At 66.9% G+C, this 21,787-nt stretch carries 17 protein-coding genes; 13 read left to right on the forward strand and 4 right to left on the reverse strand.

Going from position 1 to position 21,787, the window contains the following annotated elements; translation table 11 throughout:
- Positions 1 to 37 precede the first annotated feature (37 nt).
- On the reverse strand, positions 38 to 877 hold the full coding sequence (locus DEH84_RS12275) for a GntR family transcriptional regulator (RefSeq protein ID WP_109037102.1): 840 nt from the start codon (positions 875 to 877) through the stop codon (positions 38 to 40).
- Between the two features lie 198 nt (positions 878 to 1,075).
- Between DEH84_RS12275 and DEH84_RS12280 the strand changes: the two genes are divergently transcribed.
- From DEH84_RS12280 to DEH84_RS12290, 3 genes are all read left to right on the forward strand, one after another.
- Positions 1,076 to 2,062, forward strand: coding sequence for a malate dehydrogenase (locus DEH84_RS12280; RefSeq protein WP_109037103.1), 987 nt, complete (start codon positions 1,076 to 1,078; stop codon positions 2,060 to 2,062).
- A gap of 225 nt (positions 2,063 to 2,287) precedes the next feature.
- On the forward strand, positions 2,288 to 3,301 hold the full coding sequence (locus DEH84_RS12285) for an HpcH/HpaI aldolase/citrate lyase family protein (RefSeq protein ID WP_109037104.1): 1,014 nt from the start codon (positions 2,288 to 2,290) through the stop codon (positions 3,299 to 3,301).
- A 171-nt stretch (positions 3,302 to 3,472) separates the two neighbouring features.
- Entirely contained in the window at positions 3,473 to 3,913 is a 441-nt protein-coding gene (locus tag DEH84_RS12290; protein WP_159098948.1) for a hypothetical protein, read from the forward strand.
- On the opposite strand, the gene prpR is transcribed toward DEH84_RS12290, so the two are convergent.
- Positions 3,910 to 5,946 carry a propionate catabolism operon regulatory protein PrpR gene (prpR, locus tag DEH84_RS12295; protein ID WP_109037106.1) on the reverse strand — a complete coding sequence of 679 codons (2,037 nt, stop codon included), beginning with the start codon at positions 5,944 to 5,946 and terminating at the stop codon, positions 3,910 to 3,912. The two genes, DEH84_RS12290 and prpR, sit on opposite strands and share 4 nt — an antisense overlap.
- Before the next feature lie 239 nt (positions 5,947 to 6,185).
- Here prpR and prpB point away from each other — a divergent pair, with 239 nt between their 5' ends.
- The 9 genes from prpB to acnB all read left to right on the forward strand — a co-directional run bounded on the left by prpB (position 6,186) and on the right by acnB (position 18,020).
- Positions 6,186 to 7,070 carry a methylisocitrate lyase gene (gene prpB / locus DEH84_RS12300; protein ID WP_109037107.1) on the forward strand — a complete coding sequence of 295 codons (885 nt, stop codon included), beginning with the start codon at positions 6,186 to 6,188 and terminating at the stop codon, positions 7,068 to 7,070.
- A gap of 63 nt (positions 7,071 to 7,133) precedes the next feature.
- Complete coding sequence (gene prpC / locus DEH84_RS12305; protein ID WP_109037108.1) at positions 7,134 to 8,297, forward strand: bifunctional 2-methylcitrate synthase/citrate synthase; 1,164 nt, start codon at positions 7,134 to 7,136, stop codon at positions 8,295 to 8,297.
- Between the two features lie 140 nt (positions 8,298 to 8,437).
- Positions 8,438 to 11,059 carry a Fe/S-dependent 2-methylisocitrate dehydratase AcnD gene (gene acnD / locus DEH84_RS12310; protein WP_179950588.1) on the forward strand — a complete coding sequence of 874 codons (2,622 nt, stop codon included), beginning with the start codon at positions 8,438 to 8,440 and terminating at the stop codon, positions 11,057 to 11,059.
- A gap of 109 nt (positions 11,060 to 11,168) precedes the next feature.
- A complete protein-coding gene (locus tag DEH84_RS12315) occupies positions 11,169 to 12,005 on the forward strand; it encodes an AAA family ATPase (protein WP_109037109.1) in 837 nt (278 codons plus the stop codon).
- Complete coding sequence (locus DEH84_RS12320) at positions 12,002 to 12,550, forward strand: NAD(P)/FAD-dependent oxidoreductase (protein WP_109037110.1); 549 nt, start codon at positions 12,002 to 12,004, stop codon at positions 12,548 to 12,550. The genes DEH84_RS12315 and DEH84_RS12320 overlap by 4 nt, the downstream gene beginning before the upstream one ends.
- The gene (locus DEH84_RS12325) at positions 12,547 to 13,245 is read left to right on the forward strand and encodes an RNA ligase family protein (protein WP_109037111.1); all 699 of its coding nucleotides are present in this window, start codon (positions 12,547 to 12,549) and stop codon (positions 13,243 to 13,245) included. The genes DEH84_RS12320 and DEH84_RS12325 overlap by 4 nt, the downstream gene beginning before the upstream one ends.
- Before the next feature lie 20 nt (positions 13,246 to 13,265).
- Complete coding sequence (gene prpF / locus DEH84_RS12330) at positions 13,266 to 14,453, forward strand: 2-methylaconitate cis-trans isomerase PrpF (protein WP_109037112.1); 1,188 nt, start codon at positions 13,266 to 13,268, stop codon at positions 14,451 to 14,453.
- Between the two features lie 176 nt (positions 14,454 to 14,629).
- On the forward strand, positions 14,630 to 15,169 hold the full coding sequence (locus tag DEH84_RS12335) for a hypothetical protein (RefSeq protein ID WP_109037113.1): 540 nt from the start codon (positions 14,630 to 14,632) through the stop codon (positions 15,167 to 15,169).
- Between the two features lie 259 nt (positions 15,170 to 15,428).
- Positions 15,429 to 18,020, forward strand: a complete 2,592-nt coding sequence (gene acnB / locus DEH84_RS12340; RefSeq protein ID WP_109038375.1) for a bifunctional aconitate hydratase 2/2-methylisocitrate dehydratase — start codon at positions 15,429 to 15,431, stop codon at positions 18,018 to 18,020.
- Positions 18,021 to 18,134: 114 nt separating this feature from the next.
- On the opposite strand, the gene DEH84_RS12345 is transcribed toward acnB, so the two are convergent.
- Entirely contained in the window at positions 18,135 to 18,737 is a 603-nt protein-coding gene (locus DEH84_RS12345) for a 2-hydroxychromene-2-carboxylate isomerase (RefSeq protein ID WP_109037114.1), read from the reverse strand.
- Between the two features lie 136 nt (positions 18,738 to 18,873).
- On the opposite strand from DEH84_RS12345, the gene DEH84_RS12350 reads away from it, so the two are divergent.
- Positions 18,874 to 21,228, forward strand: coding sequence for a penicillin-binding protein 1A (locus DEH84_RS12350; RefSeq protein ID WP_109037115.1), 2,355 nt, complete (start codon positions 18,874 to 18,876; stop codon positions 21,226 to 21,228).
- 16 nt (positions 21,229 to 21,244) lie between these two features.
- Here the strand turns inward: DEH84_RS12350 and DEH84_RS12355 are convergent, their stop codons facing one another.
- Positions 21,245 to 21,787 (reverse strand): YgjP-like metallopeptidase domain-containing protein, encoded by a 543-nt coding sequence (locus DEH84_RS12355; RefSeq protein WP_109037116.1) that lies wholly within the window; start codon positions 21,785 to 21,787, stop codon positions 21,245 to 21,247.

A 21,787-nucleotide genomic window follows, 5' to 3' on the forward strand; every position in this document is an offset into this window, starting at 1 on the left:
CCCAAAACAGAACGGGGGACTCGTGAATGTGTGGCGGTCAACTCAGTTCGTTGCGGTAGTAATGCCTGTCCGTACGGTAGAGGCCACGGCGCAGCTCGACGGGCTGGTCACCGTAGGTCAGGGACAGCCGCTCGACACTGAGCAGCGGGGTCCCCTGCGGTACCTGCAAAGCCTGTGCGATATCCGCATCGGCGGCCACGGCGCGCAGCTTTTCTTCGGCGCGAATCATGCGCACCCCGAACTCGGATTCGAAAAGGCCATACATCGGCCCCCGGTATTCGCTGAGGCGATCGGCCGTGAGCCCCTTGAAGAGGCGGCCCGGCAGCCAGATGTCATCGAAGACCACGGGGCAGCCGGAGAAGTGCAGCACGCGGCGGATCTCGACCACCATGTCGCCCGGCTTGAGATGCAGGGCACGCGCCACGTCGGCGGGCGCGCGCAGGCGGCGGCAGTCGAGGAACTCACGGCGGGAATCGGTCGACTCGGCCACCGGCTGATCCGGCATCAGTCGCAGAAAGCGGTACTGGACCTGCTCTTCGGCGTGCGTGGCCACGAAGGTGCCCTTGCCTTGACGGCGGGTCAGCAGGTTCTCGGCGGCGAGTTCATCGACGGCCTTGCGGACGGTGCCCTGGCTGACCTTGAAACGGGCCGCCAGTTCGATCTCGCTGGGAATGGCCTCGCCCGGACGCCATTCGCCGGACTGCAGGCTGCGCAGGATCAGCGCCTTGATCTGCTGGTAGAGCGGGCTGAAGGAGGGCCCCGACGCAGATGCGGATGCGCCACCTGCAGGCAGGGCGGCATCGGCAGCATTGTTAGGCGGAGGGGTCACCACAGCGTGTCGGCTCGTCTTGAAAGCGATCTTCGTGCGATCGGTCATGCATTGGTCAGGCCGGATAAGGCCAGGCCGGGCGGTATTGCACCACAACTGCGGCAGGCACGCAACCAATCTGTCGAATGATGTCTTATATAAGACATAAGACAAAGGCATTTAACGGGGGCTCGCCATAACGCCCCCGGCAACGCTACACTTGCGGGTTTGTTCCACCCGTCCGTCACCTTCCCTTCGGAGTTGCATATGAGCAAAGCACCCGTTCGCGTCGCCGTCACCGGCGCTGCTGGCCAGATTGGCTACGCCCTCCTGTTCCGCATTGCCTCTGGCGAAATGCTGGGCAAGGACCAGCCCGTGATCCTGCAACTGCTGGAGATCCCTGACGAGAAGGCCCAGAACGCCCTGAAGGGCGTGATCATGGAGCTGGAAGACTGCGCCTTCCCGCTGCTGGCCGGCATCGAAGCCCACAGCGATCCGATGACCGCCTTCAAGGACACCGACTACGCCCTGCTGGTCGGCGCCCGTCCCCGCGGCCCCGGCATGGAGCGTGCCGACCTGCTGGCTGCCAACGCCCAGATCTTCACCGCCCAGGGCAAGGCCCTGAACGCGGTGGCCTCGCGCAATGTGCGCGTCCTGGTCGTCGGCAACCCCGCCAACACCAACGCCTACATCGCCATGAAGTCGGCCCCGGATCTGCCGGCCAAGAACTTCACCGCCATGCTGCGCCTGGACCACAACCGCGCTGCTTCGCAGATCGCCACCAAGATCGGCTGCGCCGTGGGTGACATCGAGAAGCTGGCCGTGTGGGGCAACCACTCGCCCACGATGTACGCGGACTACCGTTTCGCCACCGTGAACGGCAAGTCGGTCAAGGACACCATCAACGACCACGACTGGAACGCCAACACGTTCCTGCCGACCGTGGGCAAGCGTGGCGCCGCCATCATCGCCGCCCGCGGCCTGTCGTCGGCCGCCTCGGCTGCCAACGCCGCCATCGACCACATGCGCGACTGGGCCCTGGGCACCAACGGCAAGTGGGTCACGATGGGCATCCCGTCGAACGGCGAATACGGCATCCCCAAGGACGTCATGTTCGGCTACCCGGTCACCTGCGAAGGCGGCGAGTACAAGATCGTCGAAGGCCTGCCCATCGATGCGTTCTCGCAAGAGTGCATCAACAAGACCCTGGCCGAGCTGCAGGGCGAGCAGGACGGCGTGAAGCACCTGCTGTGATGAGAACGCCCCGGTGATCGGGGCGGCTCGAACCAGACAACCGGCCCGTGGCGACACGAGGCCGGTTTTTCTTTGGCTGTCGCCACGGTGACCTGCCGGCCCGGCGCGTGTTTTGCCCACGTCAATTTGTGCGCTCCGCGTACAACCCGCCGGGCATCCAGGCCGTTTTTCGGTGAGACTGCATCCTGTGAAGGCCTGCTTCTGGCGAACCCTGTCGAGATCACCATGTCGAACCTGACTGCCATCCATCCCCGCCACGCCCTTTTCGGCGCCGAGAAACCCGTTCCGATGCTGCCGGTGTGCGATCACTACGCCGGTGTCGAGGAGCGGATGCACAAGAGCCTGAAGCTGCAGGCCGACATGGCGGCTGACGCCGGCCGGCCGGTGTTCGATGTGACGCTGGACCTGGAAGACGGCGCCCCCGTGGGTGGGGAGCATGAGCACGCGCTGTTGGTGGCCGAGCTGGTGGGCAGCGCCGCGAACGCCCATGATCGGGTGGGGGTGAGGGTGCACGACTACCGGCACAAGCGCTTCGAGGACGACATCGACACGCTGATCAGCCGGGTGGGCGAGCGACTGGCTTATGTCATGGTGCCCAAACTCGCCAATGTGGACGACGCGCGGGGGGCCATCGAGGCCATCCGGCAGGCGCGCGTGCGGCACAACATCGGGCGTGCGCTGCCCGTACACGGGCTGATCGAAACCCACCGTGCCGTGCAGCAGGTGGCCGAAATTGCAGCCCTGCCGGGGTTGGAATCGCTGTCGTTCGGGCTGATGGACTTCGTGTCGGAGCACCGCGGCGCGGTCCCGGCTTCGGCGATGAGCGTGCAGGGGCAGTTCAGCCACCCGCTGATCGTGCGGGCCAAGCTGGAAATCGCCGCGGCCTGCCATGCTGCGCGCATCACGCCGTCGCACTGTGTGGTGACCGAATTCAAGGACACGCGCGCGCTCAGCCAGGCGGCCGAGAAAGCCACGCGGGAGTTGGGCTACACGCGCATGTGGAGCATCCACCCGGACCAGGTTCCGGTCATCATCGAGGCGTTCGCGCCGGTGACGGCCGAGGTGGACGACGCCATCGAGATCCTGCTGGCGGCCCAGGCGGCCCACTGGGCGCCAACCGCACACCGCAAGGTGCTGCATGACCGGGCCAGCTACCGCCACTACTGGCACGTGCTGGAACGGGCCTGGCTGACCGGGCAGCCGCTGCCGGCCGAGATCGAGCAGGCTTTTTTCAGCTGACCGTCAAACCCCTGTCCAGCCTGCCCGAGGAAGATGGCATAGCCTGCCCATTTTTTGAGCAGGGAAACCCGGCCGCTGGGGCGCGGGCTGGTTCCCCCGGGCTTCCCCACAAACTTGTCCACAGGATCCGTGGACAACCCTGCCCACGTCCCCAAGAGATACAGTGTCGGGATGCCTTCTGAAGCGCCCTCGCCCGCCCCGATGCCACCAGACCTGGTCTGGAGCTTTGCCGGATCCGAGGTGTCGGGCTGGCGGCGCGAGGGCGATGCGCTGCTGATCCGGCTGGCCGTGGCGGCAGTACGTGGCACGCTCGATGCGCAAACCGGTCCGGTGGACGCCAATCTGATTCCTTTGTGTGTGCGCTGCGACGCGGTGACCGAGTGGCCCGCGGCGGCCGAGCACCCACAGGCGCTCGCCGAAGGCGGGCTGCATGACGGCACCGCCATGCGCCGCATGTTGCCCGTGCCGGGTCGGATCGAGGCCGCTGGGAGCGGCGACCTGCTGACGCTCACGCTGTCCTGGCGGGGGGGCGGCAGTCTCGTCGTGCGGTGTCGAAGCGTCGCCCTTCTCTTGCAGCCCGATTCGCGCCTGATCGAATCGTGGGCCTGCTAGCGGGCGCCGCCGGTCGGCGGTTCGACCTCCCGCAACCACCGCCAGAGCGTGGTGCGGCTGATGCCCAGCTGTTCCGCGGCCTGCTGACGGTCGCCATTGCAGGCCTGCAGCACCGCACGCACGTCTGCCGGCGACGCCGCGGCCCCAGCACGCGCCCTTTGTCCGCGCGCGAATGAGGCCACAGGCACAATCGGCCCGGCCACGGGCAGGAGGCGCTCGGCACGCTGTGGCTCGCCGTCTGTTGCAGCGAACAGTTCGGGCACGATCTGCCGGAGCCGGCTCTGCGCGGCAGCCCGATCCCGCGCCAACATGGGAGCGTCTGCGGCGGCGTAGGCCATCAGGCGCTCGATGAGGTTTTCCAGTTCGCGCACATTGCCGGGCCACGTGTGGTGCGGCGCCTGCGCCACCAGAGCGGCCAGCAGCGGCTGGGCCGCATCCGGATCGAGGTGCAGCCGTCGGCAGACCTGGTGCCCCAACGTGCGGGCGATCACGTCGATGTCGGCCAGCCGGGCGCGCAGCGGGGGCACGTCGACCCGGAGAATGTTGAGGCGGTAGTAGAGGTCGAGCCGGAACAGGCCTTGCCCGACATGGGCAAGCAGGTCGCGGTGGGTGGCAGCAATCACTCGCACGTTGACGGGGGTGGGCTCGGTGGCACCGACGCGCAGCACCTCGCGCGCCTGGAGCACACGCAGCAGACGGGCCTGCAGGGAGGGCGGCATCTCGCCGACCTCGTCGAGGAACAGGGTGCCGTTGTGCGCGGCTTCGAACAGTCCGATCTTGCCGCCCTTGCGCGCGCCGGTGAAAGCGCCTTCTTCGTAGCCGAACAGCTCGCTTTCCAGCAGCGATTCGGACAACGCCGCGCAGTTGACCGCCACGAAGGGCATGTCCCGGCGCTCGCTGGCCATGTGGATGCCCTGAGCAACCAGTTCCTTGCCGGTGCCGCTCTCGCCGATCAGCAGCACCGTGGCCTGGCTGCGGGCACAGGCGCGGGCCGTGTCGCGCAGCTGGCGGGCTGCGGTGCTGTCCCCGAGAAAGGCGTCCAGCTCATGGCGCGTGGCGGAGGCCACCGGCTTGATGCGCGTGCGGATGTGGCGGTCGACCCGCTGGATGCTGATGGGATCCTGGCAGCTGAGCACCGCGCCCGTCAGCACGCCCTGCTCGAGGATGGGCATGCGGTTGACGATGAGGGCCTTGGCCTTGATGCGTTCGATCTTCTCCAGGTCAGGCAGCGCCAGCCGCAAGGTGCCCTGGAGGGTGAGGTCGGGACAGACTTCGCTGAGCCGCTGGCCCACCCACTGCCCCGGATCGACACCGAGCAACTGGGCCATGGCGGGGTTCAGGGTCTGGATGCGCTCGTCGAGGTCGACGGCGATCACGCCGTCGCTGAGCTGAGCCAGGATGGTGTTCAGTCGTTCGCGCTTGGCCAGCTCGATGCGGGCAGCGCGGGCCACTTCGACCGCGTCTTCGAGGGCCTCGCGCACGGCGTCACGCGAGTAGAGGAAGACGCCGGTCAGGCCGATCTGGTCGGCCATGTCGGCCACCACCCCAGTGCCCACGACGACGGGCACGCCCTCCTGTTGCAGTGCGCGCACGCTGGCTTGGGCCTCTTCCTCGGTCTGGTAGCTGCGCTGCACAATGTCGAGTTCGAACAGGCCGTCGAACTGCGCCACATCGGGCGCCATGCCTTCATAGGTGACCAGGCCCACGCGGTGGGACACCTGCTTGGCCCGGGCCAGCGCCCGCATGAGGTCGAAGCCGCCGACCTTGACCAGCACCACCGGGGTCTCCAGCCGCTGACGCAGGTAGCCGCCGTTCGAGCCGGCCGCCACCACGACGTCGACAGGCCGTGCCGCCTGCATGGCACGCAGGCGCGTGACGGCCTGCTCGAAGCCGACGTCGAGCACCTCGACCGAGGCCCGGTCGGCGAACTGCGGGGCCAGCTCCTGCAACATCTTGTTGATGCGCCGGAAACCCACGGCCACAATGCGCGGCAGGGCGGCAGTGCCCGAGCGGGGCGTCAGGGACAAGGTCATGGCGAGGCGTTTTCAGCGGGATGTTCCACGTTTCATGAACCAGCAGTCTATCCGTTTCATGCATGAAACCAAAATGAAACACCGCCCGATATCCCGTCGACAGCGAGAACAAGAAACGCTTTGAATTCAAAGACTTGAACGAGTGCTCGGCAACGACGGACCCGACCGATCGGGCTGGCACGCACGTTGCGCTGTTTCTTCCACACACCGGTTCACCCGCATCCCACCAAGGAGCACACATGGCCAACATGACCCCCGGCGCCCGTTTCCGCCAGGCTCTTCAGGAAGAATCCCCGCTGCAAGTGATCGGCGCGATCAACGCCAACCACGCCCTGCTGGCCAAGCGCGCCGGCTTCAAGGCGATCTACCTGTCGGGGGGCGGTGTGGCAGCGGGCTCGCTGGGCCTGCCCGACCTGGGCATCAACACGATGGACGACGTGCTGATCGACGTGCGCCGCATCACCGACGTGTGCGACCTGCCTCTGCTGGTCGACATCGACACCGGCTTCGGCCCGAGCGCCTTCAACATCGAGCGCACCGTCAAGAGCCTGATCAAGGCCGGCGCCGCTGCCTGCCACATCGAAGACCAGGTGGGCGCCAAGCGTTGCGGCCATCGCCCCGGCAAGGAAATCGTGTCGACCGAAGAGATGGTCGACCGCGTGAAGGCCGCCGCCGATGCCAAGACCGACAAGGACTTCTTCCTGATCGCCCGCACCGACGCGATCCAGGTGCACGGCGTGGATGCTGCCATCGAGCGGGCCATTGCCTGCGTGGAAGCCGGCGCCGACGGCATCTTCGCCGAAGCGGCGTACGATCTGGAGACCTACAAGAAGTTCGTGGACGCCGTGAAGGTGCCCGTGCTGGCCAACATCACCGAGTTCGGCAAGACCCCGCTGTTCTCGACCGACGACCTGCGCCCCACCGGCGTGGGCATGGTGCTCTACCCCCTGAGCGCCTTCCGGGCCATGAACAAGGCCGCAGAGACCGTCTACACCGCGATCCGGCGTGACGGCCACCAGCGCAATGTCGTCGACATCATGCAGACCCGCGACGAGCTGTATGACCGCATCGGCTACCACGCCTTCGAAGGCAAGCTGGACGCGCTGTTTGCCGCCAAGAAGTGAGTCGTCACCGACGACCCCGACCGTTTGACTGCTGAATCAACCTCTGACCAGGAGATCCCATCCATGAGCGCCACGCCCGAGACCACCACGCCCGGCTTCAAGCCCAAGAAGTCCGTTGCCCTGTCGGGCACCGCGGCCGGCAACACCGCGCTGTGCACCGTGGGCCGTACCGGCAATGACCTGGCCTACCGCGGCTACGACATCCTGGACGTCGCCACGACCTGCGAGTTCGAGGAAATCGCCCACCTGCTGGTGCACGGCAAGCTGCCCAACGTGGCCGAACTGGCCGGCTACAAGGCCAAGCTCAAGTCGCTGCGCGGCCTGCCCGCCGCCGTGAAGGTGGCGCTGGAGCAACTGCCCCCGTCGGCCCACCCGATGGACGTGATGCGCACCGGCGTGTCGGTGCTGGGTTGCGTCAAGCCCGAGAAGGAAGACCACAACCACCCGGGCGCCCGCGACATCGCCGACAAGCTGATGGCCTCGCTGGGCTCGATGCTGCTGTACTGGTACCACTTTGCCTACAACGGCAAGCGCATCGAGGTGGAAACCGACGACGACTCGATCGGCGGCCACTTCCTGCACCTGCTTCACGGCGAAAAGCCCCGCGACAGCTGGGTGCGTGCGATGCACACCTCGTTGATCCTGTACGCCGAGCACGAGTTCAACGCCTCGACCTTCACCTCGCGCGTGGTGGCCGGCACGGGCTCGGACATGTACTCGGCGCTGTGCGGTGGCATCGGTGCCCTGCGTGGCCCGAAGCACGGCGGCGCCAACGAAGTGGCCTTCGAGATCCAGAAGCGCTACGACAACCCGGATGAGGCCGAGGCCGACATCCGCGCCCGCGTGGAAAAGAAGGAAGTCGTGATCGGCTTCGGCCACCCCGTCTACACCGTGAGCGACCCGCGCAACGTGGTCATCAAGAAGGTGGCCGAGGACCTGTCGAAGGAACAGGGCAACATGAAGATGTACGACATCGCCGAGCGCCTGGAGTCGGTGATGTGGGAAATCAAGAAGATGTTCCCGAACCTGGACTGGTTCAGCGCTGTGAGCTACCACATGATGGGCGTGCCCACCGACATGTTCACCCCGCTGTTCGTGATCGCCCGCACCTCGGGCTGGTCGGCCCACATCATCGAGCAGCGCATCGACGGCAAGATCATCCGCCCGAGCGCCAACTACGTCGGCCCCGAAGACCAGGTCTTCGTCCCGCTGAAGGACCGCAAGTAAGCAAGCCAGAGGAAGGCGCCACATTGCCCCGGGTGATGTGGCGCCTTTCTGCCTTGTGGCCGCGCCTCGCTGCCACCCCGAACCGACGTCGGCCCCGACGCCCCGATCGTCCGCCCCACTTTGCTGACTGCCCCACGGCCATGAGCAACATCAACACCCAATACCGCAAGCCGCTGCCCGGCACGAACCTCGATTACTTCGACACGCAAGCTGCCGTCGAAGCCATCCAGCCCGGCGCCTGGGCCACCCTGCCCTACACCGCCCGCGTGCACGCCGAGAACATCGTGCGCAAGGCCGATCCGGCCATCGTCACCGATTGCCTCAAGCAGATCGTCGAGCGCAAGCGCGACCTGGACTTCCCCTGGTTCCCGGCCCGCGTGGCGTGCCACGACATCCTGGGTCAGACCGCCCTTGTGGACCTGGCCGGCCTGCGTGACGCCATTGCCAAGGAAGGCGGCGACCCGGCCAAGGTGAACCCGGTGGTGCCCGTGCAGCTGATCGTGGACCACTCGCTGGCTGTGGAGTGCGGGGGCTTCGACCCGCAAGCCTTCCAGAAGAACCGCGACATCGAAGAGCGCCGCAACGAAGACCGCTTCCACTTCATCGAGTGGACGAAGAAGGCCTTCGCCAACGTGGACGTGATCCCCGCGGGCAACGGCATCATGCACCAGATCAACCTGGAGAAGATGTCGCCGGTGATCCATGCCGACAACGGCGTGGCCTACCCCGACACCTGCGTCGGCACCGACTCGCACACCCCGCACGTGGACGCGCTGGGCGTGATCGCCATCGGCGTGGGCGGCCTGGAAGCCGAGAACGTGATGCTGGGCCGCGCCTCGTGGATGCGCTTGCCTGAAATCGTGGGTGTGAAGCTCACCGGCCAACGCCAACCCGGCATCACCGCCACCGACGTGGTGCTGGCCCTGACCGAGTTCCTGCGCAAGAACAAGGTGGTGGGCGCCTACCTCGAGTTCTACGGCGAAGGTGCGTCGAAGCTGACGATTGGCGACCGCGCCACCATCTCGAACATGGCCCCCGAATACGGCGCGACCGCCGCCATGTTCAGCATCGACGAACAGACGCTGGAGTACCTGACGCTGACCGGCCGGACGGCCGAGCAGGTCAAGCTGGTCGAAACCTATGCCAAGACCGCGGGCCTGTGGTCCGACAGCCTGAAGAACGCCGTGTACGAGCGCAACCTCGAGTTCGACCTGTCGAGCGTGGTGCGCAACATGGCCGGTCCGTCGAACCCGCACGCCCGTGTGGCCACGTCGGATCTGGCCTCGAAGGGCATTGCCGGCCAATGGCAGATGCCGGCTGCCGGTGAAGGCACCATGCCCGACGGCGCCGTGATCATCGCGGCCATCACCTCGTGCACCAACACCTCCAACCCTCGCAACGTGATCGCGGCCGCCCTGCTGGCCCGCAACGCCAACAAGCTGGGCCTGACGCGCAAGCCCTGGGTGAAGTCGTCGCTGGCCCCTGGCTCGAAGGCGGTGGAGCTGTACCTGAAGGAAGCCAACCTGCTGGGCGACCTGGAGAAGCTCGGCTTCGGCATCGTGGCCTTTGCCTGCACCACCTGCAACGGCATGTCGGGCGCGCTCGACCCGGTCATCCAGAAGGAAATCGTTGACCGCGACCTGTACGCCACCGCCGTGCTCTCGGGCAACCGCAACTTCGACGGTCGCATCCACCCGTATGCCAAGCAGGCCTTCCTGGCCTCGCCGCCGCTGGTGGTCGCCTACGCCATCGCCGGCACCGTGCGCTTCGACATCGAAAACGACGTGCTGACGGTCGTCGATGGCAAGGAAATCCGCCTCAAGGACATCTGGCCGTCGGACGAAGAGATCGACGCCGTGGTCAAGACCGCCGTGAAGCCCGAGCAGTACCGCGCCGTGTACGAGCCCATGTTCGCCATCCAGGCCGACAAGGGTGAGAAGGTCAGCCCGCAGTACGACTGGCGCCCGATGTCGACCTACATCCGCCGCCCGCCCTACTGGGACACCGAAGGCGTCGGGGCTCTCGCCGCCAACCCGCGCACGCTGAAAGCCATGCGCCCGCTGGCCATCCTGCCGGACAACATCACCACCGACCACCTGTCGCCGTCCAACGCGATCCTGATGAACTCGGCCGCCGGTGAGTACCTGCACAAGATGGGCCTGCCCGAGGAGGACTTCAACTCCTACGCCACCCACCGTGGCGACCACCTGACCGCCATGCGCGCCACCTTCGCCAACCCCACGCTCAAGAACGAGATGGTGCGCAAGGAAGACGGCTCGATCAAGGTGGGCTCGTGGGCCCGCGTGGAGCCCGAGGGCCAGGTCATGCGCATGTGGGAGGCGATGGAGACCTACCTCAACCGCCGCCAGCCGCTGATCATCATCGCAGGCGCCGACTACGGTCAGGGCTCCTCGCGTGACTGGGCGGCCAAGGGCGTGCGCCTGGCGGGTGTCGAGACGGTCGTGGCCGAAGGCTTCGAGCGCATCCACCGCACCAACCTGATCGGCATGGGCGTGCTGCCGCTGGAGTTCAAGCCGGGCACCACCCGCCTGACCCTGGGCCTGGACGGCACCGAAACCTTCGACGTGGAAGGCGACCTGAAGCCGCGCGCCGACCTGACGCTGGTGATCCACCGCAAGAATGGTCAGACCGAGCGCGTGACCGTGACCAGCCGCCTGGACACCGCCGAAGAAGTGTCGGTGTACGAAGCCGGTGGCGTGCTGCAGCGTTTCGCCCAGGACTTCCTGGCGGCGAACAAGTGACCTCTCCGAGCGCCTTCGCCTCCCACAAGGAGGCGGAGCCCGGGCAAGCAAAGTCCACGAGGCTTTGCTTGCCTGGCGGTGGCCGGGCCCCCTTCGCAAACCCGAAACCATGCTGACTTCTCTGCGCATCCGTCACTTCCGGGCGTGGCAAGACACCGGGCCCGTGCGGCTCGCGCCGCTCACCGTGTTCTTCGGTGAGCACGGCACCGGCAAGAGCAGCCTGGGCCATGCACTGGCCCTGCTGGATCCGCACGCCCACGAGGCGGTGTCCGGCCAGCAGGCCGGCTTTGCGCTGGATGCGGTGTGGCAAGCCGGTGGCCAGCGTGTCAGTCGACACCTTTCCGCAGCATCGGCTCCTGAGCGAGCGTCAGCCCCCCTCACCTTTGTCGACACCGAGGCACAGGGAGACCGCATCCCGCTGCCGTCGGCCGGCGACCCGGCCGTGTCGCACTGGCTGCACGCCATGGGCCTGGATGCGCCCTCGACGGCCTCGCAAACCGGCCGCAGTGCCCGCCATGCACAGCACCTGCTGGGGCATCTCCTCAACGCCCCGGAGGGTGGCACCATCTGGCTCGAGCACCCGGAGAACCACCTGCACCCGAAGGCCCAGGCCGTGCTGGCCGACGCCCTGATCGCCGCTGTCCAGTCGACGGCTGAAGGTCAGCATCCAGGCGTTCAGTGCATCGTCGAAAGCCACTCCGAAGCCCTCCTCAACCGCCTGCAACGCCGCGTGGCCGAAGCGGTGATCCCGCCCGAGGAGCTCGCGCTGTATGTGTGCCGCCTGCGTGGCCCGCATGCCGAACTGGAAGCACTGCGGCTCAATGCCTATGGTGACATCGAGAACTGGCCCGAAGACCTGTTCGGTCACGACATGACCGACATCACCGCCCGCACGGTGGCTGCATTGCGTCGCCGCCAGGCCGAGGCCCGGGAGCCGAAGGCATGAAGGCCGTGATCGACACCAATGTGCTGCTGGTCGCCAACGGCCAGCACCCCGATGTCTCGCCCGACTGCGTGACCGCCTGTGTAGAGCGACTGCAGGCCATGCAGTCCGATGGCGTGACGGTCATCGACGACGGCCATCGCATCCTGGACGAGTACCTGCACAAGACCCAGGCCAACCGCCCCAAGGGCGTCGGCGACGTGTTCCTGAAATGGCTGCTTCGCCAGGTGGCCAATCCTCAGCGCGTCGAACAGGTGCCACTGACGGAGACCGGCGAGCAGACCTACGCCGAGTTCCCGTCGACCGCCCTGCAACCCCGCTTCGACCCATCCGACCGCAAGTTCGCCGCCGTCGCCCACGCCCACCCCGACAAGCCGCCCATCTGGGAAGCCGCCGACAGCAAGTGGCTGGACTGGTGGCCGGCCCTCAAGGCCTGCGGCGTGCAGGTCGAGTTCCTCTGCCCCGAAGACACGTGCGACTTCTACCGCAAGAAGTTTCCGGACCACCCGCTTCCGCCGCTGCCTCGCGCACCGGCCACCTCAGCATGACGGATTTCTTTCGCTTCCCGCACACCCCGCACATCGCCTGGCTGGCTGCCGGCGAACCGCGCGAGGACAAGGTGCTGTCGCCCGCCGAGGCCCATGCCCTGCTGGCACACAAGGTCGTGGTCGAAGAGAAGCTCGACGGCGCGAACCTCGGCTTCTCGCTCGACGAGCACGGCGAGTTGCGTGCGCAGAACCGCGGGCAGTATCTGAGCGATCCGCACGCGGGCCAGTTCGCCCGCATCCCGCTGTGGCTGCAGCAGCATGGCGACGCCTTGCTGGCCGAGCTGACACCGGACCTCATCTTCTTCGGCGAATGGTGCGCCGCGCGCCACTCGCTGGACTATGGCGCCCTGCCCGACTGGTTCCTGTTGTTCGACGTGTACGAACGCAGCCAGGGCCGCTTCTGGAGCACCGCCCGCCGCAATGCGCTGGCCGCCCGCGCCGGCCTGGTCACCGTGCCCCGCCTGTTCGAGGGCCACACCACACTGGACGCGCTCAAGCTCATGGTGTCCAGCACCCCGAGTCGCTACCGCAAGGGCCCGCTCGAAGGCATGGTGATCCGCCACGAATCCGAAACCTGGTGTGAAAACCGAGCCAAGCTCGTGCGCCCCGATTTCACCCAGGCCATCGACACCCACTGGCGCAAACGCGCCATCGAATGGAACCGCGTCGACCACGATGCGGCCTACCGCAACTGACCTCTCCACCGGACACAGCCATGGCACACGCACCCCAAGTCAAGATCCCGGCCACCTACATCCGCGGCGGCACCAGCAAGGGCGTCTTCTTCCGCCTGCAGGACCTCCCCGCAGCCTGCCAGGTGCCCGGCGAAGCGCGCGACAAGCTGTTCCTGCGCGTCATCGGCAGCCCCGACCCGTATGCGGCCCACATCGACGGCATGGGCGGCGCCACGTCCAGCACCAGCAAGTGCGTGATCCTGTCAAAGGCCAGCCAGCCCGACCACGATGTGGACTACCTTTACGGCCAGATCTCGATCGACAAGCCCTTCGTGGACTGGTCCGGCAACTGCGGCAACCTGTCCACCGCCGCGGGCGCCTTCGCGATCCACGCCGGCCTGGTCGACCCGGCCCGCATCCCGCAGAACGGCACGGCCGTGGTTCGCATCTGGCAGGCCAACATCGGCAAGACCATCATCGCGCACGTGCCCGTCACCAACGGCCAGGTGCAGGAAACCGGCGATTTCGAGCTCGATGGCGTGACCTTCCCGGCCGCTGAGATCGTGCTCGAGTTCATGGACCCGTCCGACGATGGCGACGAAGGCGGCTCGATGTTCCCCACCGGCAACCTGGTGGACGACCTGGAAGTGCCCGGCATCGGCATGCTGAAGGCCACGATGATCACGGCCGGCATCCCGACCGTGTTCGTCAATGCCAAGGACATCGGCTACACCGGCATGGAACTGCGTGAGCACATCAACAGCGACGCCGAAGCGCTCAAGCGCTTCGAGGCCATCCGCGTGGCGGGTGCGCTGCGCATGGGCCTGATCAAGACGCCCGAAGAAGCCGCCACCCGCCAGCACACGCCCAAGATCGCCTTCGTCGCACCGCCCACCACCTACACCGCATCCAGCGGCAAGACCATCGAGGCGGTGGACGTCGATCTGCTGGTGCGCGCGCTGTCGATGGGCAAGCTGCACCACGCCATGATGGGCACCTGTGCGGTGGCGATCGGCACGGCAGCCGCCATCCCCGGCACGCTGGTCAACCAGGCCGCTGGCGGCGGCGAGCGCGAGGCCGTGCGCTTCGGCCACCCCTCCGGCACCCTGCGCGTCGGCGCCCAGGCGAAACAAGTCAACGGTCAGTGGACCGTCACCAAGGCCATCATGAGCCGAAGCGCCCGCATCCTCATGGAAGGCTGGGTGCGCGTGCCGGGCGACACGTTCTGATCCGTGGGTCAGGGCATGGCCCCTGGTGAAGGGGCCGCCCCGCGGCGATCCACCGTGACGGGCGCACACCCCGGGTCAGTTCCGGTGTCCACGCCCGGCAGATCGGTGGCAATATTCGAACTTGACGCCTGCTCGTCTGACCGATTCACTGTTTGCCGCGACACCCGCCTACCGCCATGAGCCACACCCTCCGCCAGATCCAACGCATCCGCACCCTCGCCCTGTCGGCCGGCGTCATGCTCGGCATGGTGGTCACCACCTTCGGCCCGCAGTTCGCCCATGCCGCGGAGGTCAAGAAGACCAAGCGCACGCTGGTCGAGAAGATCGTGGCCCTGCCGGAAGCCACCGTCGAGCAACTGCAGGCCGCCGAGCGCGTGCTGATCGGCAAGTACCAGTGCGAGTTCGGCAAGGCCGTGTCCATCGACCGTCACGCGCGCAACAACGGCTATTTCGACCTGCGCCTCGGCCAGCAGTCGTGGACGATGAAGCCCGTGCTGTCGTCGACCGGTGCGGTGCGCCTGGAAGACGTCAAGGGCGCCGCGCTGATGATCCAGATCCTGACCAAGTCGATGCTGATGGACCCCAAGCGCGGCCAGCGTCTGGTGGACGGCTGCATGCACGACACGCAACGCGCGGCCGACGAAGACCTCAAGCGCAACCCGCGGCCCTCGGTCTTCGGGCTCAACAGCGACACGCCGGCCGACGGCAACCGCTGACCTTCCCCCCTCGCATCAGCCGGACACCCGTCCGGCTGATGTCTTTTCGGGCCCCCGATTGATGCGCAACGGCCGCGTGTGCGCACGAGTTCGACAGTTTTTCGCTCCCCCCTGTGGCATTCCGTCCGCTCCTGGGCGAAAATAGCCAATTGTGCGAAGTCTTATAGAAGACTTCCAGCCTCCAGGTCGAGCCGCACCTCCCCGTGCGGCCCCGCCGCGGTGAATTCTTTTCAGTCCCCGCCCCACAAAGGTGATCACCATGTTGCAAGCCTACCGCCAACACGTTGCCGAGCGCGCCGCGCTGGGTATCCCCCCGCTGCCCCTGTCGGCCCAGCAAGTCGCCGAGCTGATCGAGCTGATCAAGAACCCGCCGGCCGGTGAAGATGCATTCCTGCTCGACCTGCTGACGCACCGCGTGCCGCCGGGCGTGGACGACGCCGCCAAGGTGAAGGCCTCCTTCCTGGCCGCTGTGGCCCATGGCGACGTGAGCGTCGGCCTGATCTCGAAGGCCAAGGCCACCGAGCTGCTGGGCACCATGGTCGGTGGCTACAACGTCAAGCCGCTGGTCGACCTGCTGTCGGACGCCGAAGTCGGCACCGTGGCCGCCGAAGCCCTGAAGAAGACCCTGCTGATGTTCGACGCGTTCCACGACGTCGCCGAGCTGGTCAAGGCCGGCAACGCCAACGCCAAGGCCGTGATGCAGTCGTGGGCCGACGCCGAGTGGTTCACCACCCGTCCGGAAGTCGCCAAGAAGATCACCGTGACCGTGTTCAAGGTGCCGGGCGAAACCAACACCGACGACCTGTCGCCCGCCCCGGACGCCTGGAGCCGCCCGGACATCCCGATGCACTACCTCGCCATGCTGAAGAACACGCGCCCTGACGCGGCCTTCAAGCCCGAGGAAGACGGCAAGCGCGGTCCGATGCAGTTCATCGAAGACCTGAAGAAGAAGGGCAATCTGGTCGCCTACGTGGGCGATGTGGTCGGTACCGGTTCTTCGCGCAAGTCGGCCACCAACAGCGTGATCTGGGCCACCGGCGAAGACATCCCCTTCGTGCCGAACAAGCGCTTCGGCGGCGTCACGCTCGGCGGCAAGATCGCCCCCATCTTCTTCAACACGCAGGAAGACTCCGGCTCGCTGCCCATCGAAGTGGACGTGTCCAACTTCGAAATGGGTGACGTGATCGACATCTACCCGTACGACGGCAAGATCGAGAAGAACGGCGCCGAAGCCGCCAAGTTCGAACTGAAGTCGCAAGTGCTGCTGGACGAAGTGCGCGCCGGCGGCCGCATCAACCTGATCATCGGCCGCTCGCTGACCGGCAAGGCCCGTGAGTTCCTGGGTCTGCCCGCCTCGACCGCCTTCCGCCTGCCCCAGGCCCCGGCCGACACCGGCAAGGGCTACACCCTGGCCCAGAAGATGGTCGGCCGCGCCTGCGGTCTGCCGGAAGGCCAGGGCGTGCGTCCCGGCACCTACTGCGAGCCGAAGATGACCACCGTGGGTTCGCAGGACACCACCGGCCCGATGACCCGTGACGAGCTGAAGGACCTGGCCTGCCTGGGCTTCTCGGCCGACCTGGTCATGCAGTCGTTCTGCCACACCGCCGCTTATCCGAAGCCGGTGGACGTGAAGATGCACCGCGAGCTGCCCGCCTTCATCTCGAACCGCGGCGGCGTGGCCCTGCGTCCGGGCGACGGCGTGATCCACTCGTGGCTGAACCGCCTGCTGCTGCCCGACACCGTCGGCACCGGTGGCGACTCGCACACCCGCTTCCCGATCGGCATCTCCTTCCCCGCCGGTTCGGGCCTGGTCGCCTTCGGCGCGGCCACCGGCGTGATGCCGCTCGACATGCCGGAATCGGTGCTGGTGCGCTTCAAGGGCCAGATGCAGCCTGGCGTCACCCTGCGTGACCTGGTGCATGCCATCCCCCTGTACGCCATCAAGGCCGGTCTGCTGACCGTCGCCAAGGCCGGCAAGAAGAACATCTTCTCGGGCCGCATCCTCGAAATCGAAGGCCTGCCTGACCTGAAGGTCGAGCAAGCATTCGAACTGTCGGACGCCTCGGCCGAGCGCTCGGCTGCCGGCTGCACGATCAAGCTCAACAAGGAGCCGATCGCCGAGTACCTGAAGTCGAACATCGTTCTGATGAAGAACATGATCGCCGACGGCTACCAGGACGCCCGCACGCTGCAGCGCCGCATCGAAGCCCAGGAAGCCTGGCTGGCCAACCCGAACCTGCTGGAAGCCGACAAGGACGCCGAATACGCGGCCGTGATCGAGATCGACCTGAACGACATCAAGGAACCGATCGTCTGCTGCCCGAACGACCCGGACGACGCCAAGTTCCTGTCCGAAGTCGCCGGCACCAAGATCGACGAAGCCTTCATCGGTTCGTGCATGACCAACATCGGTCACTTCCGCGCCGCCGGCAAGCTGCTGGAAGGCAAGAAGGACATCCCGGTGCGTCTGTGGGTGGCCCCGCCGACCAAGATGGACGCCGCCGAGCTGACCAAGGAAGGCTTCTACAACACCTTCGGCACCGCCGGCGCCCGCACCGAAATGCCCGGCTGCTCGCTGTGCATGGGCAACCAGGCTCAGATCAAGGAAGGCTCGACCTGTATCTCCACGTCGACGCGTAACTTCCCGAACCGTCTGGGCAAGAACACCAACGTGTTCCTGGGCTCGGCCGAGCTGACCGCCGTGGCCTCGAAGCTGGGCAAGCTGCCGACGCCGGCCGAGTACCTGGCCGAAATCGGTGTGGTGTCGAAGGACGCCGACAAGATCTACAAGTACATGAACTTCAACCAGATTGAAGAGTACGTGGAGACCGCCAAGACCGTGCAGGCCTGAGGCCTGACCACGCCACAGCCGTGCCCTTCCGGGGCCGGCTGACACGAAACCCGCCCGGGCAACCTGGCGGGTTTTTTCATGGCCGGGCGCAGCGCGCGCCGGCCCGCGCCAGCGTCAGAAGCCGCCGCGCTTCAGCCAGTCGTCCACCATGTCGAAACGGTCGAAGCCCCAGAAAGGCTCACCGTCCACGAAGACGAAAGGGCTGCCGAACACGCCGCGGGCCTCGGCGGCGCCCACCTCGTGCTTGAGCTGGTCCTTCACCGCCGGGTCGGCCATGCCTTCGGTGATGGCGTCGGCGTCCAGCCCCTGCGCGGCGGCCACCTCGCGCACGACATCGACCTCGCCGATGTTCTTGTTGTCGACGAAGTAGGCGCGATAGAGCGCCAGCGCCAGCTGCTTGGCCGCCGCCTCGTCGCTGCGCGCCACGAACAGCACCGCGCGCGCCGGGTTCTGCGAGGCAATCGGGAAGACGCTGGGCATCTTGAACGGGATGCCGGTCAGGCGCGAGATGCGCTCCCAGTCGCGGCGCACATAGTCCTTCTTGATGGGCACCTGCGTGAGCGGCGCCATGCCGGTGCTCTTGAAGATCACGCCGAGCAGCACCGGGTGCCAGTCGACCGTTCGACCGTGGCGCTCGGCCAGGGCCTCGACCCGTTCGGCGGCAAAATAGCCGTAGGGGGACGAGAACTCGAAGTAGAAGTCGATGGCAGCGGACATGGCGAGGGGGCGAAAAATGAGGACGCCGCCAGCCTAGCATGGGCGCCCGTTGGGACGGCCGGCGGCAGCAGGGCGCGCTGCATCGGATAATCGCGCTCTTCGGACTCTGACGGCGCCCGGCTGGGCCGCCCGTTCCATGCGCAAGACCTTCTCTGCCCGCCCTCACGGTGCACGTGGCTTCATCCTCCTTGCCGCCCTGGGCGCGGTGGCCGCCATGGCGGTGGCCCTGCTCGTCACGGCGGCGGTGCTCTACCCTTCCTTGCCGGACACCAGCTCGCTGTCGAACTACCAGCCGAAACAGCCCTTGCGTGTGTACACGGCCGATGGCGTCGAAATCGGCGGCTTTGGCAGCGAGAAACGCCAGTATCTGAAGCTGGAGCAGATCCCCAAGCTCATGCGCGACAGCCTGCTGGCCGTCGAGGACTCGCGGTTCTACGAGCATCCCGGCATCGACGTGATCGGCGTGCTGCGGGCCATCGTCTCGAACGTGACCGGCGGCCGCACGCAGGGCGCCTCGACCATCACCCAGCAGGTGGCGCGCACCTTCTTCCTCACCCGGGAGAAGACCATGACGCGCAAGATCAAGGAGGCCATGCTGTCGCTGAAGATCGAGGGGCAACTGAGCAAGGACCAGATCCTCGAGCTCTACATGAACCAGATCTACCTGGGCGCGCGCTCCTACGGTTTTGCCGAAGCGGCCCAGACCTACTTCGGCAAGCCGCTGGGTGCGCTGTCGCCCGCGGAATGCGCGATGCTGGCCGGCCTGCCGCAGAACCCGGCCAACGCCAACCCGATCAAGAATCCGCAGCGCGCCCGCGCACGCCAGCTGGTGGTGCTGTCGCGCATGCACACCGAGGGCGTGCTGGACGACGCCGCCTATGAAAAGGCCAAAGCCGAAAAGCTCGCGGTGCGCCCGCCTGGCGAGATGGACGTGCACGCCGAGTACGTGGCCGAGATGGCGCGCGCCCAGGTCTATGCGCAGTATGGCGAGTCGGCCTACACCACCGGCATGAAGGTGGTGACCACGCTGCGCGCCGCCGACCAGCAAGCCGCCTGGAAGGCCCTGCGTCGCACGCTGATCGACCGCGAGACCGGCCTGCCCTGGCGGGGCCCCGAGGCCTGGGAAGAGCTGGACAGCGACCTGAAGGACGAGGACCCGGCCGTGTCGCAGGTGCTGGCCGACTACAACGACGACGAGATGTTGCGCGTGGCGATCGTGACCGCGGCGAGCGCGAAGGAAGTGCGCGCGGTGCTGGCGAGCGGCGACGTGGTGCGCATCAGCGGCAAGGGCCTGCGCCAGGCGCAGCCTGGGCTGGCGCGCAACGCGAGCGACAAGCTGCGCCTGCGCCGCGGCTCGGTGGTGCGGCTGGTGGAGCTCAACGATGAGTGGCGACTGACCCAGTGGCCGGAAGCCGAAGGCGCGCTGGTGGCCATGGACCCGCACGACGGCCAGGTGCGCGCGCTGGTCGGCGGCTTCGACTTTCAGCGCAACCAGTTCAACCACGTCACGCAGGGCTGGCGCCAGCCGGGCTCGGCGTACAAGCCCTTCCTGTACTCCGCCGCGCTGGAGAACGGCGTGATGCCCGAGACGCTCATCAACGACGCCCCGCTGGCCAATGTGGGCAACTGGACGCCGTCGAACTCGGATGGCAGTGCCGACGGCCCCATTCCGCTGCACACGGCGCTGGCCAAGTCGAAGAACCTGGTCAGCATCCGGCTGGTGCAGCTGATGGGCACGCAGAAGTCGCGCGAATGGACGGGGCACTTCGGCTTCGAGGTGGGCAAGCAGCCCGACAACCTCACGCTGGCCCTGGGTTCGGGCTCGACCACCCCCATGCAGATGGCGAGCGCCTACGCCGTCATTGCCAATGGCGGGCTGAAGGTGTCGCCGGTGGTGATCCGCCGCATCACCGACGGCGATGGCAAGGTGGTGTTCGATGCCACGTTGAAGCGGGCCGACGAGGCCGACCGCGTGGTGCCGGCGCGCAATGCCTTCCTGACGGGCACGCTGCTCAATGAGGTGACCCGCACCGGCACCGCCGCACGCGCCCAGGCCCAACTGCGTCGCCCCGATCTGTTCGGCAAGACGGGCACCACCAACGACGTGTTCGATGCGTGGTTTGCAGGCTTCCAGCCCAATCTGGTGGCGGTGGTCTGGCTGGGTTACGACACCCCGCGCAGCCTCGGCAGCCACGCCTCGGGCAGTTCGCTGGCCCTGCCGGCGTGGATCCAGTTCATGGCCACGGCGCTCAAGCGCGAGCCGGTGGTGTCGATGCCCGTGCCGGATGGCGTGGTGCGAATGGAATCGGGCTGGCGCTACAGCGAGTGGGCCGAGGGCGGCTTCCTGACGGAGCTCGGCATGGATGACGCCCCGATCGACCCGAGCCTCATCCCGGCCCCGCCGGTGCCCCCCGGTTCGGCGCCTTCGTCGGCCGAGGGCGAAGGCAATGTGGAAGACCGCCTGAAGGCCTTCATCGACCGCCTGTTCTGAACCAGGCTGGCGGCGTTCAGGCCGTCAGCTGGCCGATGTCCCGGGCGGTGAGCCACAGGCGCAGGTCGAACTCGTACTGGTGATAGGCCGGCTCCATGTGGCAGCACAGCGCATAGAAGGCCTTGTCATGGGCCTTCTCCTTGAGGTGAGCCAGTTCGTGCACCACGATCATCTGCAGGAACTCGGGCGGCGTGTCCTTGAACAGGCTGGCCACGCGGATCTCGCGCTTGGCCTTGAGCTTGCCGCCCTGCACGCGTGAGGCCACCGTGTGGGTGCCCAGCGCCTGCTGGATCACCTGGATCTGCCCGTCGTAGGCGACCTTGCTGAGCGGCTCGCTGCTGCGCAGGTACTGCTGCTTGAGCGCCATCACGTGCTCGTACAGCAGCTTGTCGGTGCGCACCTCGTGGTGATCGGGGTAGCGCTTCTGAAGCACCGCTCCCAGGCGGCCTGCGTCGATCAGCTCCTGGGCCTGCGCGAGCAGTTGCGCCGGATAGCCGCCCAGGTAGCGCAGCACGGCCGACTGCACGGGCGGCGGGGCGAGGTGAACAACGCGGGACAT

Source organism: Aquabacterium olei, from assembly GCF_003100395.1.
GTDB classification, from domain to species: Bacteria; Pseudomonadota; Gammaproteobacteria; order Burkholderiales; family Burkholderiaceae_C; genus Aquabacterium; species Aquabacterium olei.